Below are 16,888 nucleotides of genomic sequence, written 5' to 3'. Positions count from 1 at the left end.
TTCCAGGCATGGCCCCGACTGAAAGACAGTCGGGTACCGTCCGCTGGCAATCAGCGAAATCTATAAAACACGAGTGTCATGGGGTGCAGCGAAAGGACCGGACCCTGCCGCGGCGACGGCGATCCAGGGGTTAACGCAAGGTAGAGCGAGCGTGCAGACGCGAGTCTTCATGGGGTGGGCTCCGGCTTTGTTTTTATTGTTTTGGCGTCATAGGTTGTCGTACAACCTCGGCGATTATTTGCAGGGTGTACGGGGTTTGTCAACGAGCGGTTAGTCGAAGACTTGAGCGCTTCAGGGTGCTTGCGGGTGCCATATGCGAAGAAGAGTGAACGCGGCCGGGGACCTCACAGTCCACCCGTCACGTATTCACTTTATTTGGAGCCTGTCGAATGAATCGTTTCACCCAAAAAGTCGTCGTGGTCACAGGTGCCGGTTCCGGTATCGGCGAAGCCACGGCCAAGCGTTTTGCCCGGGAAGGTGCCCGCGTCGTGCTGGTTGGCCGCAACAAAGAAAAATTGACCCGCGTGCAGGCGCAGTTGCAGGGCGAAGGCCATCTGGTCAGGGCCACCGACGTGGCTGACCTGAGCGATGTGGAGGCGTTGTTCAAGGAAGTGGCCAGCCATTTCGGCCGTCTGGACGTGCTGGTCAATAATGCCGGTATCGTGAAATCCGGCAAGGTCACCGAACTTGATGTGCAGGACTGGAAAGCGCTGATGTCGGTGGACCTGGACGGCGTTTTCTATTGCACCCGCAGTGCCATGCCTGCGCTGATTGCCAGTAAGGGCAATATCGTCAACGTATCGTCTGTGTCAGGCCTGGGCGGTGACTGGGGCATGAGTTTCTACAATGCGGCCAAAGGTGCAATTACCAACTTCACCCGCGCGCTGGCCATGGATCATGGCGCCGACGGTGTGCGAGTCAATGCCGTGTGTCCGTCGCTGACGCGCAGCGAGCTGACCGAAGACATGATGGACAACGAGGCGCTGATGGCCAAGTTCAAGGAACGCATTGCGCTGGGGCGTCCTGCCGAGCCTGAAGACATCGGCGACGTCATTGCCTTTCTGGCCAGCGACGATGCGCGCTTCGTGACCGGCGTCAATCTGCCTGTGGACGGCGGTCTGTCGGCCTCCAACGGGCAGCCGCCGCAGGCCTGATGGCAACGGTCAAAACGGTTACTCGCTGAAGAAACCGCTTTTTGTGCGAGGCTGTGGGAGGCGATTTTTCAGTGACTCGGGTGACGCCATCGCCGGCAAACCGCCTCCCTCGGTCCTGTGCTGACCGGTAAAGATCGCCGTGTCGGGGACAGAAGCGCAGCATTCCGTAAACCTGCTGAAACACCCGCAACCACCCATCGCCAAACGCCTCTGTCCTGCGGATTGGCTGCCACACTGTTGTGCACAAAGCCTCTGGCAACCTGCCACGAGCGAATGCTTTCGCGACGCCTTGAGCCCTTCGTTGTGTTTTACGCCTGTGAGCCCGTCTCAGGTGCGGTAGCCATATCCCTGGCGACTGAACCCCCGCTTTCCAACGCTTGCCTCATACGCTGGAGCCATCATGTTGAGCGCTCATCTAGCGCCGGCTGCCGGTCCTCTGGATCTGCTGCGCAGCCTCTGGCGCCATAGACAATTGATCAGCACCATGACCCGACGCGAGGTCATCGGCCGTTATCGCGGCTCGGTGATCGGCATTGCCTGGTCGTTCTTCAATCCGTTGCTGATGCTTGCGGTGTACACCTTTGTGTTCTCCGAAGTGTTCCAGGCCCGCTGGGTCGGGCAGGACACGAGCAAGGGCGGCTTTGCCATTCTGCTGTTCGTGGGGATGATTGTGCACGGGCTGTTTGCCGAGTGTGCGAACCGCTCGCCGTCGCTGATCATGAGCAACGGCAACTACGTGAAGAAAGTGCTGTTCCCTCTGGAAGTACTGTCGGTCGTAACACTGGGCTCGGCGCTTTTTCATACCGGTACCAGCCTGATTGTGTTGCTGCTGGCGCAGTGGGTGCTGACCCACACGCTGTACTGGACAGCGTTGCTGCTTCCCTTGGTGCTGCTGCCGCTGGCCATCGCGACCCTGGGGTTCAGCTGGCTACTGGCCGCGTTGGGCGTTTACCTGCGCGATGTGGGCCAGGTCATTGGCGTACTGACCACTGTCCTGCTGTTTCTTTCGCCGGTTCTGTATCCGGTGGCCGCCTTGCCGCCTGCCTACCAGCCCTGGCTGAGGCTCAACCCGCTGACCTACATCATCGAAGAAAGCCGCAACGTGCTGCTGTTCGGGCGTTGGCCTGACTGGCAAAGCCTGGCCCTGGCGATGCTGATCGCCTGTGTGATCGCCGTGGCGGGCTTTGCCTTCTTCCAGAAAGCCCGCAAGGGGTTTGCCGATGTCCTCTGACGAAATCGCCATCAGCGTGCGTGATGTTTCCAAATGCTATTACACCTATGTCCGGCCCGTGGACCGGCTGCTGCATTCGCTCGTGCCCCGGCTGCAGCGTCGCCTGGGGATGCCGAGCCAGGCATACGGGCAGGCATTCTGGGCGCTGCGCAACATCGACTTCGAGATCAGGCGTGGCGAAACCGTCGGCATTGTCGGGCGCAACGGTTCAGGCAAATCGACCCTGCTGCAAATCATCTGCGGCACCATGCGGCCTTCCGGCGGCTCGGTGCAGACCCAGGGCCGTGTCGCGGCGCTGCTGGAGTTGGGGTCGGGTTTCAATCCCGAGTTCACGGGCCGCGAGAACGTCTACCTGAATGCCTCGGTGCTGGGCCTGGACCGTGAAGAAGTCGATCAGCGTTTCAGCGCCATCGCAGGCTTTGCCGACATCGGCGATTTCATCGATCAGCCGGTCAAGCACTACTCCAGCGGCATGGTCGTACGCCTGGCATTTGCCGTTCAGGCACAGGTCGATCCGCAGATCCTGATTGTCGACGAAGCACTGTCGGTCGGTGATGCAAAGTTTCAGGCCAAGTGCTTCGAGCGATTGCGGCAGCTCAAGCAGAACGGCGCGAGCATCCTGCTGGTCACCCATGCCAGCGAACAGGTGGTCACCCATTGCAACCGGGCCATTCTGCTGGAAGGCGGCCGTGTGGAAATGAGCGGCGATCCGCGCGCCGTCGTCAATCGCTACATGGACATTCTGTTCGGTCGAAACCGCGACACTGCACAGGCGTCCATAGCCGTGACAGGCCCACCTGTCGCGCCATCAGCCGATCCGGGCACGCAAGGACCGGTGCTGAGCTTTGTCCAGGATGCCTTCGGGTCGCGGCCCGGTTTCAATCGCCATGAGTACCGCTGGGGCGACGGCGCGGCGAGCCTGATGGACTTTCACCTCACCGCTCAAGGGCACGCCTTTCCATCCACGATCGAACCGGGGGCCGAGGTCGTGCTGCATGTCGCGATCCGCTTCAATCGGCTGGTCAGTCATCCGGTGCTGGGCTTCACCCTCAAGACCAAGGAAGGCGTCACGGTCTACGGCACCAACTCCTGGCTGCTGGACTGCGCGGCCGGCCGGCAGTTTTTTGCGCCGGGGTCGCAGCTCAAGGCGTGTCTGAGCTTCAGGAACCGTCTGGCCGCAGGCGATTACTTCATTTCTCTGGGCGTTGCCTCCCGCGAAGGCGAAGAGATCGTTCCCCACGATCGTCGTTACGACGCCATTCACTTCGTCGTTGCCGCGACCCCCGCGCTGTTCGGGCTCGTCGATCTGGCCGTCACCATGGATTTCGATCAGGAACAGCACCATGAGCCATCTTGAGCAGAGCGGGTATCGTCTGGACCGACGTACAGGCGTGTGGACGCGGCCGGGGTACGAAGGGCTGGCCTACAGCGATGGCGATGAAAGCGAAGAGCGACTGGCCAGCATCGTGCGCCAGGCCCAGGACCTGAGTGTGCTGTCAGCCGAACTGAGCCAGCACTGCACGGACTGGGTTTCGCTTTACCATCTGGGTCGCGCGCGGGGCAATCTGCTGCGCCCTTTCGAGCATTGCCTGACCGGGCATGTGCTGGAAATAGGGGCCGGTTGTGGTGCGATCAGTCGCTACCTGGGCGAGTGCGGCGCCACGGTCCTGAGCCTGGAGGGCAGTGTGCGTCGCGCCCGCATTGCAGCCAGCCGGACCCGGGACCTGGACAACGTCACGGTCGTGGCCGAGCGCTTCGAGCTGTTTCAGTCGCCCCGACGTTTTGATGTCATTACCCTGATCGGCGTGCTGGAGTACGCCAGCCTGTTCAATCACGGCGATGATCCCGCCCTGAACATGCTGGTCAGGGTTCGAGAGCTGCTGGAGCCGGACGGTGTCTTGCTGCTGGCCATTGAGAACCAGTTGGGCCTGAAATATTTCGCCGGCGCGCCCGAAGACCATCTGGGCACGCCGATGGCTGGCGTGGAAGGACGTTATCTGGCAAACGGCCCGCAGACCTTCGGGCGCAAACGGCTCACCGGCCTGCTCGAACAGGCCGGTTTCAGCCGCTCGGAGTTTCTGTTTCCTGCCCCCGATTACAAGCTGCCCAATTCCATTGTCACCCCGCGGGGTTTCGAGCACCCAGGCTTCGACGCCGCCGCATTGCTGTGGCAGAACGTGCGCAAGGATCCGCAGTTGCCCAGGGCCACGCTGTTTAACCTGGAGCGCGCCTGGCCGGTGGTGCTCGACAACGGGCTGGGCATGGAGCTGGCCAATTCCTTTTTGATTGCCGCGTCCTGTTCATTGACACCTGTGGTGATGCCCAACCTGCTGGCGGCTCATTACAACGTCAGCCGAAAGCCTGGCTACTGCAAGCAGACCCTGTTTATCGAAACGGCGGACGAGATTGAGGTACGGCACGAGCCACTGCGCGACGAGGCTTTTCCACACAAGGACTTTCGCCACGTGCTGTCGCGTGTCGATCCTTATCGACGGGGCCAGGTGCTCAGCCAGCAGTTTCTCGACATCGCCAGCACGCCCAACTGGACCATTCGCAAGTTCAGCCAGTTCGTGACCCGCTATCGGCTTGCCCTGGCAGACTTGCTGGTCGAGCACGGACATGAGCTTGCGCTGGAGCGCCTCGACGAGCGTCTGCCGGGGATATTTATCGATGCCGTGCCGCAAAACGTTTTGCTCGATGCCCAAGGCCGCCCGGCGCTGATCGATGTCGAATGGGAGGCTGCCAGTGGCGTTGAACTGGGGCACCTGCTGGTGCGCTCACTGTTGCTATTGATCGCCAGTGCCATGCCGTTCTGCACCAGCGTGATGCCGCTGACGCGCAGGCAATTCGTCACCGAAACGCTGCTGCATGCAGGGCTGGAAATCACACCTGTGCAACTGGACGGCTTCATTGAAAAAGAAGCGCATTTTCAGGCCTTCGTGACCGGTACCGAGGCAAGCCATTTTTTGAACTGGGAAGCCGACCGGATCATCAATCAGCGGGTGTCGCCGACCGCACCCAGACGCCAGGCCCGGCTGTATTACAGTGACGAGGCCGGCAGCTTCAAGGAAGAGGCAGCCCTGAGCCTTGAGGTGTTGCCTGGCCATCAACATCTGCAGTTCTCGCTGAGCACGGTCCAGACTTCACCGCGTCTGCTCAGGCTCGACCCGGTTGATCGGCGTATGACGTTCTCGCTGGATAACCTGTGCATCGTCAAAAATGACACCGTGATCTGGCAGTGGGACGGCCAGACCGCTGCACTGCCGTGGGTATCAGGGCTGCAGGAGGTCGAGAAAACCGGGTCTTCCATCCTGTTCGTCAGCCTCAACGACGACCCTTATCTGCAACTGCCCATCGACCTTTCGCAACGCGATGACATTCGCGATCTGGTCCTGACGCTGGATCTGGTGTTGTACACCGATGAAATCATCGCCCGCCGCATCAGTCAGGGCCTTAACTGGAGCGAGCAGCACGAGGCGTCGTTGCGTACGGCCGTTCAGCCCCTGTCCGAGCAGATCCAGACGCTGATGCTACGGGTCAATCAACTGGACAACGCCACCCAGTTGATCGAGAAACACGTCATCGAGGGCGATACAGGCACCCTCCAGACGGTCGAGCGCCTGTTTCAGGAGAGCGGCCACGACGCACGCGGGCGCGACGAACTGATCAAGCAACTGCAAAGTGCCATGCTTCACCTGCAAGTGGAGAAGGACACCCATATTCATCATTTGAACCTGCGTATCCACGAACTCGAAGGCTCCTATAGCCGCAGGCTTGCAGCGCCGTTTCGACATACGGTGCTGACTACACATCGCCTGGCAAAGGCCTCTCGACGCCTGCCGGCACTGATTCGCCGCGGCGGAGGGTTCAAGGCCAGCACACAACGTGTGGCCACTGTGTTGCGAGAGCACGGGGTGCGTGGCCTGATAGAGCGCTTGCGCTGGTTCAATGGTGTCGGCCATGCACGCGTTGAACAGGGCGCAGCGCCTGAAAACGCAGGGCCTGACCGTCACGATTACGCCACCTGGATCAAGCTTTACGACACGCTCGGTGACAGTGACCGGCAGGCCATGATCAGCGACATGGAAGGGTGGGACGATCCACCGCTGATTTCGATCATCATGCCGGTCTTCGATCCGCCGCTGGATCTGCTGCGCGAGGCCATCGACAGCGTTCTCCATCAGCTCTATCCGCACTGGGAGTTGTGCATCGCCGACGACGCCTCGGGTAATCCGGCCGTGCGCGAGTATCTCAAAAGCGTCCAGCGCCAGCATGCACAGGTAAGGGTGCTGTTACGCAGCGAGAACGGTCATATTTCGGCAGCCAGCAACTCGGCGCTCGAGCTGGCGCGTGGGCGTTATATCGCGCTGATGGATCACGATGATCTGCTGCCGGAACACGCCTTGTACTGGGTGGCGCAGACCATCGCTCGGCACCCGGACGCCGCCGTGATCTATTTGGACGAAGACAAGATCGACCAGCAGGGACGCCGCAGCGATCCTTACTTCAAGTCCGACTGGAATGCCTATCTGTTCCGTTCGCAGAACATGATTTCCCACCTAGGGGTCTATCGACGTGATCTGGTCGAACAGGTGGGCCGTTTCCGGGTGGGTTTTGAAGGTTCTCAGGACTATGACCTGGCCTTGCGTTGCACCGAGAAACTGTGCCCCTCGCACATTATTCACATCCCGCGTGTGCTGTACCACTGGCGTATTCACGCCGGAAGCACCTCTGTGGCCGTGCAGGAAAAGCCGTATGCCGCTCATGCGGCCATCAAGGCACTGAACGACCATCTGCAGCGCAGCGGGCGTCAGGGCGAGGCCCAAGTGTTGCCGTTCGGCATGTACCAGGTGCATTACGCGTTGCCTGAGCCCAGACCTCTGGTGAGCCTGATCATCCCGACACGTAATGCCTGGGCGCTGCTCAAACAATGCATCGACAGCATCGAGCGCCTGACCCGCTACCCGCACTACGAAATCATCGTGATCGATAACGGCTCCGACGAAGCCCAATCGCTGGCGTATTTCGCGCAGATCGATCAGCAGCCCGATATTTACGTACTCAGGGACGACGGCCCCTTCAATTACTCAGCCTTGAACAATCGCGCAGTCAGTCAGGCGCGGGGCCAATTGATAGGGCTGATCAACAACGATATCGAAGTCATTTCTCCCGACTGGCTGGATGAAATGGTCTCGCTCGCCCTGCAACCCGACGTCGGTGCCGTGGGGGCACGGCTGTGGTTTCCCGATGGCCGTTTGCAGCATGGCGGCGTCATTCTGGGCATTGGTGGTATCGCCAACCATGCGCACAAATTTCTGCCCCGGGGCGAACATGGCTATTTTGGCCGTGCGATGCTGATTCAGGAGTTCTCTGCTGTGACGGCGGCGTGTCTGGTGATTAAAAAGTCGGTATTCGAGCAGGTGGGCGGACTGGATGAGGTCAATCTGAAAATCGCCTTCAACGATGTGGATTTCTGTTTGCGCGTTCAGGAGGCGGGCTATGTCAATGTCTGGACACCCTACGCACAGCTGTATCACCACGAATCGGCTACCCGTGGTGTCGAAGACTCACCGGAAAAACAAAACCGTTTCAACGGGGAGGTGGCTTACATGGCCCAGCGCTGGCCGTCTATCAGAGACGACTATGCCTATAACCCGAACCTGACCCTGGAGCACCTGGACTTCGGCCTGGCCTGGCCGCCGCGTGTGGATGACTAATCGGGTCAGGGCGCGGGCTTTACCCTGAACCAGGACCAGCCTTTTTCGCTGTGTTGCAACGCCAAGGCAGGGTTGAGAGTGAGCAATGGGGCATCGCTGTCGGGTGCCGCAATGAGTCCGGCACCGGTTCGGTGGAAATCCAGATGTTGAGGATTGACGAGTACGTTGACCACATCAGCCTGAGGCACCTCGATCTGCAGGTCGCTGACGGATGGTCGACTGAGGAAAATCAGGTGTTGATAACGGTTGTAGCGTTCAGCCTGTAGACCTTCAGGGTCCAGTCTTTTCCACAACGTGGGCTGCGGGTAATAAAAAACACCATTGACGACCTGTCGACCCGACGCTGCGAGGATCATCGCCGGTATCTGCGAACCGAGCGTCAGAACGGGTAGGGCAGGCTCGCTCAGGCTGGCGCTCACCCGTGCAGGCGCAATCGATACAGGGTGAAAGCCCAGTGTTGCAGCCAGCGACAAGCTCAGATTCAGTCCGAGAAAAGCCGCGGTTTGCCGGGTGAGCAGAACATAACTGCTGGCAATGACCACCAGCACCAGGCCCAGTGTGATCAAGGTGTCGAGACGCGATAGAGCGGGGCCCTCGAATGCCTGCAAGCCTTCGCACATCAGTGCTGCCCAGATCAGCGACGTGGTCCACGCGACAAAGGTCTGGCTTTCGTGTCCGAAGGACGTCGGTCGCCTGCCATCGATCATCAGGTGCGTCAGTATCAGGCTGGCCAGCCCCAGTGCCAGATCGGCCCGTTTCGCTGTCACGTATGACCATAGCGAATAGGTCGACAGCGTGGTTGCGACGCCCACCAGCATGTAGATCAGGATCAGGCCCGTCATGACCGCCAGACTGACCTCAAGAGCGGTCAGCATGCGCTGTCTGGCGCGTATCAACATCAGGCAGGCCAGGGGCAGCAGGTAGTAATGGAGCGACGCTATGTCACTTTGATTGACGGTCGTATTTTCGGCGTATGACAACGCCGTGAGGTTGGTGTAGCCCTTGAACAGCATGTGCCAGGGGACATTGCCACCGGTCTCGATGTGGCGTTGCCCCGGGTACACCGTGCCCATCATGGCGTGGACAGCGTCCTGCGCGCTCAGCCACCAACTGCTGAGCACACTGCCTGCGACCAGCACGGCAAGCAGTATCGCCAGAATCGGTTCGAGCCTGATACCTCGGTATAACCGCTCACGCAGCACCAGACCTGCCAGCAGCACCACGAACACATAGCCCACCGACACCTGCCAGGGTGGATACAGCAGCAGGACAAACCCCGCAATCGCAAGCCCTGCGAGCACACCCAGCGGCAACAGCACCCGGATTCTGCGTGAGTGCAGGATCTTCAGCAGACACAGTAAGGCTACGCACGGAAAGAAGACGGCGTAAGCCGGCCAGAACGACCAGGCCACGACATAAGGCGCTGCGACGAACAACAGGGCGAACAGAAAACTCTGTCGCCAGCGGCCCGGAGTCAGCGTGTTCAGCACGTGCGCCAGAGCCAGAAAACAGCCAAATACCGGAAACCACCAGTACCAGGCGAGCGCCCTTTTCAGGTCGAAGACAAAGAACCCCCACGTCGCCGGTCTGGCCAGTGCCGACAGGTGTGCCACCGGCACGCCAGCCATGCCGACGACCAGCATGTTCTGGCCGTCCAGGCCCAGTGACGTGTTGATCACCGGATAGCGCGGTTCATGGTTATGCTGGGCGATGGCCATCGGCGTCAGGACCAGCCATTCGTCGCTGCGTATCGGGCGTTCGTGGCCCCAGACGCGTGACATGTCGGCCTCCACGAACGGGGTGCTGCGCAGCCCCAGATTCAATGACGATCCGGTCAGGCCCAGCGCAACGAATAACAGAAACACACACAGCACACTGGCACTGAACACCGTGGGTTCGCTCAGTTGCAGCTTCAGCCGGGTGCTGATCGTCTGAGCCAGCCAGGCCGTGCGAGCGAAGCTGATCACCAGCCCCAGCAAGGCGATCAGGATAATGAGCTTGATCAAAGGCCCGTCCTCGCGCATGAGGCCTGTGCGCTCATGAGTCGGCCTTGATCACGATGCCGATCGGCATGCGCGCACCGGCCAGTGCTGCCAGGGACATTGCCCTGTCAGTAGCCACTGTTCAGGTACTTGTTCTGAAGATGGATGGGGCGTCTGGGGACCGCCTGCACGTCATGGCCGATGAACGCCAGAATCAGCTGGATACCCACCAGAATGGGCAGTGCCGAGACCATGACGGTGCCCGCCGAATTGGCAACCCCGGTCTGCCAGGCATGCGCCCAGTGAACCGCACCGAACACGCTGCCAAACGTCAGCAACAACAGACCCAGCGGTAATTCGAAGGACGCCAGGGACATGTCGCGCAGGTAATAGTTGTAGAACAGACGTTTGAACAGATTACGCACGTGTTTGCCCATGAACTCGCCCAGAACCCTGGACACTTTGAGGTTGCTGACCTCGTCCCCGTAGTGAGCCTGCATCGGGATGTCCACCACCACCGCGCGCAGTGTTCCCAGACGAAACAACATGTCGGTCTCGAAGAAGTAACGTGGACTGATCTTGCCCATCGGCAGTTGCCGGGCGACGTCGCGATGAATCGCGGTGTAGCCATTGGTCGGGTCGAACAGGTCCCAATACCCCGAGGACAGTTTGTTCAGCAAGGACAGTGTCGTATTGCCGACGATACGCAGTCGGGGCATGCCATTGATGTGTTCAAGGTTGAAGAAGCGATTGCCTTTGGTGTAATCCGCTTCGCCGGTTTTGATGGGGGCGACAAAGGCAGGAATAAGGGCCGGGTCCATCTGTCCGTCGCCGTCCACTTTGACGATGATGTCCATGCCGTCGGCCACCGCCGCGTTGTACCCGGCCATGACTGCACCTCCCACGCCCAGATTCACGGCGTTGAACAGCACCATCACCCGTGCGTCACGGCATTCACGCTGTACCGTCTTGCCGGAGCCTTGCGGGCAACAATCATCCACGACATAGACCCGGCGTACGTCTTTGCCGATGCCTGCGATGACATCGAGTATATGGCGGGTGACATTGAAACAGGGAATGACAACAGCGATGTTCACGGCGTCTGAAGGGTTATTCGTCGTCATGACGTGGGCCTGACTATAAGAGGATCAATATCCGTCACTGCTGATGCGCTACAGTTAAGTACAGTCGACTGCGCAGGTCCAGAGGCAAAAAGAACACTTCTTTCGGACCGTCATAAATGTATCGAAGATGAAACAGTTTCCTTGTATATGACCGCACCAGGATGACATTGCTGTAACGCCCTATCGAATTTCCTGCGTGACTATTTAAACTTCTCACGTTGAATAGGCTCATGAGCACACCGTCTGAAATCGATATTTCAGGATTGAGGTGTTACGACAAGACTGTCGATGATGTCACCTACAGCGTTCCGCGCGGTATTACACGTGAGGCCAGAGGTCGTGTCTGGATCGTGCGGGTCCTGAAAAACAAAACCGTTCAGGTGTATGCCCGTTTCACGGACCTGCGCTTTGGCGGCACTCGCCGTGCGCTGGATGCGGCCATCATTCACCTGATTCACAGTGGTCATGCCTGGCGTCGCGAAGATGTGCTTCAGCTCAATGAACACACTGCGGTGCATTGGCGCAAGCGAAGCGGCGTGGGACTGTGCGCTGTGGCCTATGTCACCAGTCGTGGTCTTGGGCGCGGTGAGACCTTTTTCCTTTCCACCTACAAACGGGTCGCCAGCGGACGGGGTCTGGAGAAATTTCGTTCTCGACTGGTCGAGGTGCTCGAAAGCGCCTACGAGATACATCACCCGGCATCGAGTGTCCCTTATTCGATGCAGAAGAGGATTCGACAGAACATTGACCAGTTGTTGGTGGACGATGACTTTCGGGCCTTTCTCGACGCGGGAAAAAGAAAGGCTGACCACATTGCCGTGGTTGAATATGTCGAACGGATTTCACAGAAAGCCGGGAATTAAGTACGCCCTGAAAGTTGATAGCCTTACGGGGGTGTTGTCATGACGCTCACGAGGGGCAGGACTGACCTTATTATTCGTTACGGTATGAAGTGCCGGGGGCGTCGCGAACTGTTTAGCACTCATCCGGCGTTGAACCCACGCCCTTTAAATTCGTATCCGTTCGTCGCTGTTATAACGATGAGCGGTCGGGTACGCGTGTGCGAAGACTTTAAATTTTCAATGAAAAAGTATTAAGAAAAGGTATTTAAAAAGAGGTGTTTTTTACGAATTCGATCTTTAACCATCAGGCCCGGCGAATGCCGGGCCAGGCAAAGACGGCACCGGGTTTTATCCCAGACGGTTTGCACCGACACGATCAGCACCATCGGCCGCAACACGGTTCGCACCGACGCGATCAGCGCCATCCGCCGCAACACGGTTCGCACCGACGCGATCAGCACCATCGGCCGCAACACGGTTCGCACCGACACGATCAGCACCATCGGCCGCAACACGGTTCGCACCGACACGATCAGCACCATCGGCCGCAACACGGTTCGCACCGACACGATCAGCACCATCGGCCGCAACACGGTTCGCACCGACACGATCAGCACCATCGGCCGCAACACGGTTCGCACCGACACGATCAGCGCCATCCGCCGCAACACGGTTTGTACCGACGCGATCGGCACCGTCAGCTGCAATGATGGAGTGAGTCAGCGGTGCATGGTTTTCAACGGCTGGAAGGGCAAAAGCGCTGGAAGCCAATACAGAAAAAGCCAGGCCAAAAATCAGTTTTGAAGTGTTCATGGTTGTTGCTCCAGATCGAAGTTGTGGGGATCAGTTCGGTATGGAGGTCATGCTACGCCGCTGGAATTTATTAAGAAGTCAATGCGAGTGGTACTCATCATTGCCGAAATTGATAGTTGAATACGCTTGAGGAGAGGCGACGAGCGAAGGGGTATTCGCTCGTCTTTAACGGCCGTGTGACGGGGCAGGAATGATCCCGTCAGCGAGGATCAGGAAGGAAAGTGCTCGTTGGCAATTTCCACGACCTGTTGTTCGGTAATCGGCGCGAGGGCTGCAATGGCCCACAGGTCATAAGCCGGGTGCGCACGCTGAATGGGCAGCACCATGTCAAAACCCGCTGCCTGCAGGCTGCCGGTCAGGACTTTCTTGGTAAAACCGCAACGGTGGGCCATGAAAACGTTGCCGTTGGCCATTGCGGGGCGATGGCCGTACAGGATGTCGATAGGCGCGATAGGCCCTGCCGGCGATAGATAAGCCTCGTCGGTCAGCTTGTCCTCCGCGACCAGGGCACACACCGACTGCAGATCCGGGCAAGTGATGACCACGAAGCCGCCCGGCTTGAGCACGCGCTTGAACTCGGCCAGTGCGACGGGCACTTCATGCGGGTACAGGTGCTCGATGTTATGACTGGAAAACAGCGCATCCACCGACGCGTCCGCAACCCTGGACATGTCCGTCATGGTTCCGACGATGTCCGGGTTCACGCTTTCATCGATATCGAAACGCAGCTCCTTCCACTGCGCAGAAGCAAAGCCCTTGGTCGTACCGCTTTGGCTTTTTGGACCGCAACCTACATGCAGGAAGGTTTTCACAATCAATTACTCGATCAAGGCCCTCGCGCTGAAGTGCAGGGAGGGGAGTGGCTTGTTCCGGAGGGCCGGCAACGTGTGTGGCAGACCTATGGACGGTTCAAAGCACACTAGGTGAAGAGTCCGGGTCTGGTCAAGGTTATGACGTGTGCATTAACCACTCATCAAAATGCATAAAAAAGTCACGTAAAAAGCATAAGACTGGCTATATGATATCAAATACTAGGGATGGGCCTATAAAAATGGAATTTTTTATAACTAAAAAGCTGTTTGTATCAAAAAGCCACCATAATTGGTTCTTAATGTTTCAGGGGCTTCGGTCGCTAACGATGACACGTGGGCTACCAATCCCTACTCCCTAGGCTACGGCGACATCGCTGGCAGCGCGGTTAATGACCTTAAACAGGACGCGTATATGAGCTTTATTTCTTCGTTGACCACCGCGCAAATTGCCGCCTTGAGCACCGCAACCATAGCCGGGTTGGAAACTGCCGACATCGCCGCCTTGAGCACGGCCCAAGCCGTGGCTCTGACGACCGCCCAGATCGCGGTCATCACCAAGGCCAACATCGCCGTTCTTTCGAACACACAATTGCCAGCGCTGACCACCGACCAGGTCGTGGCATTGACGACCGCCCAGGTCGCTGCCCTGAAAACCACCCAGATTGCTGCACTGACCACCACTCAGGTCGCTGCACTGGAAAACGCTGATGTGGCTGCACTGCCAGTCGCCTCCATTGCTGCCCTGACCACGGCTCAGGCAGCTGCACTGACCACCGCTCAGGTTGTCGCGCTGACGACCGCTCAAGTCGCGGCCCTGACGACCGCACAGGTGGCTGCCCTGACCACCACACAAGTGGCGGCCATGGAAACCGCTGATATCGGTTCCCTGACCACGGCTGGCGTTGTGGCGCTGACGACTGCACAAGTCGCGGCCCTGACCACCGCCCAAGTGGCGGCCCTGAAAGTCACCCAGATCGCGGCGCTGGAAACCGCTGATGTCGCGGCCCTGACGACCGCTCAAGTGGTTGCGCTGACGACCGCTCAGGCGGCTGCGCTCAAGCCGACCCAGGTGGCTGCCTTGACCACCGCGCAAGTCGCTGCACTGCAAAACGCTGACCTGGCTGCTCTGACCACAGCCTCGATTGTTGCCCTGACCACCGCACAGGTTGCGGCGCTGACCGTTGCTCAGATTCCTGGCCTGACCGCACTGCAAGTCGCGGCCTTGACCACCGCCGAAGTGGCGGCCCTGACGACCGCTCAAGTGGTTGCGTTGACCACCGCCCAGGTTGCTGCCCTGAAGCCGGCTCAGATTGCTGCCCTGACGACGGCTCAGGTCGCCGCACTGGAAACCGCTGACGTGGCCGCTCTGCCAGTCACCTCCATTGCCGCACTGACCACGGCCCAGGCCGTCGCGTTGACGACTGACCAGGTTGTCGCGTTGACCACTGCGCAGGTTGCTGCTTTGACGACCGCTCAGGTCGCGGCTCTGACCACCACACAAGTGGCGGCGATGCAGACTGCGGATATAGGCTCTCTGACCACCGCTGGCATCGTGGCGCTGACGACTGCACAAGTCGCGGCCCTGACAACTGCACAGGTTGCTGCGCTGAAAGTCACTCAGGTTGCTGCGCTGGAAACTGCTGATGTTGCGGCACTGACGACCGCTCAGGTCGTTGCCTTGACCACCGCCCAGGTCGCTGCACTGAAGCCGACTCAAATTGCTGCGTTGACGACCGCTCAAGTCGCCGCCCTGGAAACCGCTGATGTGGCTGCGCTGCCAGTTGCCTCGGTGGCTGCTCTGACCACGGCTCAGGCGGCTGCCTTGACCACCGCCCAGGTTGTTGCGCTGACCACCGCTCAGGTCGCTGCGCTGACGACCGCCCAGGTGGCTGCCCTGACCACCACGCAAGTGGCGGCTATGGAAACCGCCGATATCGGTTCTCTGACCACGGCTGGCGTTGTGGCTCTGACCACAGCTCAGGTCGCTGCACTGACCACCGCCCAGGTCGCTGCGCTGAAAGTCACCCAGGTTGCCGCACTGGAAACCGCTGATGTTGCTGCACTGACCACTGATCAGATCGTGGCGCTGACCACCGCTCAGGCGGCTGCTCTGAAGCCGACCCAGGTGGCTGCCCTGACCACCACGCAAGTGGCTGCCCTGCAAAACGCTGACCTGGCTGCTCTGACCACGGCCGCAGTCGCTGCCCTGACGACCGCTCAGGTTGCGGCACTGACCGTTGCCCAGATCCCGGGCCTGACCGCGCTGCAAGTCGCTGCACTGACCACCGCTGAAGTGGCTGCACTGACCACCGCCCAGGTGGTTGCGCTGACCACCGCTCAAATCGCTGCCCTGAAACCGGCTCAGATTGCTGCCCTGACCACCACTCAGGTCGCTGCACTGGAAACGGCTGATGTTGCGGCGCTGCCAGTCGCCTCCGTTGCTGCCCTGACCACCGCTCAAGCGGCTGCGTTGACCACTGCCCAGGTTGTCGCGTTGACCACCGCTCAGGTCGCCGGTTTGACTACTGCCCAGGTGGCTGCTCTGACCACCACACAAGTGGCGGCCATGGAAACCGCTGATATCGGTTCCCTGACCACTGCCGGTGTTGTGGCCTTGACCACCGCTCAAGTCGCGGCCCTGACGACTGCACAAGTTGCGGCCCTGAAAGTCGCCCAGATCGCGGCGCTGGAAACCGCGGATGTCGCGGCTCTGACTACTGCTCAAGTGGTTGCGTTGACGACTGCTCAAGTCGCTGCACTGAAGCCAACTCAAATTGCTGCGTTGACCACGGCTCAAGTCGCCGCCCTGGAAACGGCTGATGTGGCTGCGCTCCCAGTTGCCTCGGTGGCTGCTCTGACCACGGCTCAGGCGGCTGCGTTGACCACCGCACAGGTTGTTGCGCTGACCACCGCTCAAGTCGCTGCGCTGACGACTGCACAGGTTGCCGCCCTGACCACCACGCAAGTGGCGGCCATGGAAACTGCCGATATCGGCGCGCTGACCACGGCTGGCGTTGTTGCGCTGACGACTGCACAAGTCGCGGCCCTGACGACTGCTCAGGTCGCTGCCCTGAAAGTCGCCCAGATTGCTGCACTGGAAACCGCTGATGTCGCGGCGCTGACCACCGCTCAAGTGGTTGCGCTGACCACCGCTCAGGCGGCTGCGCTCAAACCGACCCAAGTGGCGGCGATGACCACCACTCAGATCGCTGC

10 protein-coding genes are annotated in these 16,888 nt (G+C 59.7%); 6 read left to right on the top strand and 4 right to left on the bottom strand.

All coding sequences use genetic code 11. From position 1 onward, the window contains the following. Window positions 1-389: 389 nt before the first annotated feature. The 4 genes from budC to BUB69_RS24240 all read left to right on the top strand — a co-directional run bounded on the left by budC (window position 390) and on the right by BUB69_RS24240 (window position 8,102). A complete protein-coding gene (gene budC / locus BUB69_RS24255) occupies window positions 390-1,154 on the top strand; it encodes a meso-2,3-butanediol dehydrogenase (RefSeq protein WP_073171710.1) in 765 nt (254 codons plus the stop codon). 400 nt (window positions 1,155-1,554) lie between these two features. Beyond that, on the top strand, window positions 1,555-2,385 hold the full coding sequence (locus BUB69_RS24250; protein ID WP_425439403.1) for an ABC transporter permease: 831 nt from the start codon (window positions 1,555-1,557) through the stop codon (window positions 2,383-2,385). After that, entirely contained in the window at window positions 2,375-3,742 is a 1,368-nt protein-coding gene (locus BUB69_RS24245) for an ABC transporter ATP-binding protein (protein WP_073171707.1), read from the top strand. Before BUB69_RS24250 ends, BUB69_RS24245 begins: the two co-directional genes overlap by 11 nt. Then, the gene (locus BUB69_RS24240) at window positions 3,729-8,102 is read left to right on the top strand and encodes a glycosyltransferase (protein ID WP_073171704.1); all 4,374 of its coding nucleotides are present in this window, start codon (window positions 3,729-3,731) and stop codon (window positions 8,100-8,102) included. The genes BUB69_RS24245 and BUB69_RS24240 overlap by 14 nt, the downstream gene beginning before the upstream one ends. Before the next feature lie 5 nt (window positions 8,103-8,107). Here the strand turns inward: BUB69_RS24240 and BUB69_RS24235 are convergent, their stop codons facing one another. Both BUB69_RS24235 and BUB69_RS24230 read right to left on the bottom strand, forming a co-directional pair. Next, entirely contained in the window at window positions 8,108-10,108 is a 2,001-nt protein-coding gene (locus BUB69_RS24235) for a DUF7657 domain-containing protein (protein ID WP_141121897.1), read from the bottom strand. A gap of 104 nt (window positions 10,109-10,212) precedes the next feature. Next, on the bottom strand, window positions 10,213-11,208 hold the full coding sequence (locus BUB69_RS24230) for a glycosyltransferase family 2 protein (RefSeq protein WP_073171699.1): 996 nt from the start codon (window positions 11,206-11,208) through the stop codon (window positions 10,213-10,215). A 230-nt stretch (window positions 11,209-11,438) separates the two neighbouring features. On the opposite strand from BUB69_RS24230, the gene BUB69_RS24225 reads away from it, so the two are divergent. Then, a complete protein-coding gene (locus BUB69_RS24225; protein WP_073171695.1) occupies window positions 11,439-12,071 on the top strand; it encodes a hypothetical protein in 633 nt (210 codons plus the stop codon). Between the two features lie 327 nt (window positions 12,072-12,398). Here BUB69_RS24225 and BUB69_RS24220 read toward each other — a convergent pair whose 3' ends face one another. Continuing rightward, a complete protein-coding gene (locus tag BUB69_RS24220) occupies window positions 12,399-12,863 on the bottom strand; it encodes a phage infection protein (protein ID WP_073171689.1) in 465 nt (154 codons plus the stop codon). Between the two features lie 209 nt (window positions 12,864-13,072). Further along, window positions 13,073-13,675: a class I SAM-dependent methyltransferase gene (locus BUB69_RS24215; protein WP_073171885.1), complete on the bottom strand. Its 603-nt coding sequence runs from the start codon at window positions 13,673-13,675 to the stop codon at window positions 13,073-13,075. A 412-nt stretch (window positions 13,676-14,087) separates the two neighbouring features. Here BUB69_RS24215 and BUB69_RS24210 point away from each other — a divergent pair. Then, window positions 14,088-16,888, top strand: a 2,801-nt coding sequence (locus tag BUB69_RS24210) for a beta strand repeat-containing protein (RefSeq protein WP_217654482.1), incomplete at its 3' end; no start/stop codon positions are given.

It is taken from the genome of Pseudomonas asturiensis, from assembly GCF_900143095.1.
In the GTDB taxonomy this organism is placed as follows: domain Bacteria; phylum Pseudomonadota; class Gammaproteobacteria; order Pseudomonadales; family Pseudomonadaceae; genus Aquipseudomonas; species Aquipseudomonas asturiensis.
This window is presented reverse-complemented; position numbering and strand designations above follow the sequence as displayed.

What these genes read in the sequence shown, in the direction of transcription:
- budC (WP_073171710.1), top strand. Translation starts at nt 390, where the DNA reads ATGAATCGTTTCACCCAAAAAGTCGTCGTGGTCACAGGTGCCGGTTCC.
- BUB69_RS24250 (WP_425439403.1), top strand. Translation starts at nt 1,555, where the DNA reads ATGTTGAGCGCTCATCTAGCGCCGGCTGCCGGTCCTCTGGATCTGCTG.
- BUB69_RS24245 (WP_073171707.1), top strand. Translation starts at nt 2,375, where the DNA reads ATGTCCTCTGACGAAATCGCCATCAGCGTGCGTGATGTTTCCAAATGC.
- BUB69_RS24240 (WP_073171704.1), top strand. Translation starts at nt 3,729, where the DNA reads ATGAGCCATCTTGAGCAGAGCGGGTATCGTCTGGACCGACGTACAGGC.
- BUB69_RS24230 (WP_073171699.1), bottom strand. Translation starts at nt 11,208, where the DNA reads ATGACGACGAATAACCCTTCAGACGCCGTGAACATCGCTGTTGTCATT.
- BUB69_RS24225 (WP_073171695.1), top strand. Translation starts at nt 11,439, where the DNA reads ATGAGCACACCGTCTGAAATCGATATTTCAGGATTGAGGTGTTACGAC.
- BUB69_RS24220 (WP_073171689.1), bottom strand. Translation starts at nt 12,863, where the DNA reads ATGAACACTTCAAAACTGATTTTTGGCCTGGCTTTTTCTGTATTGGCT.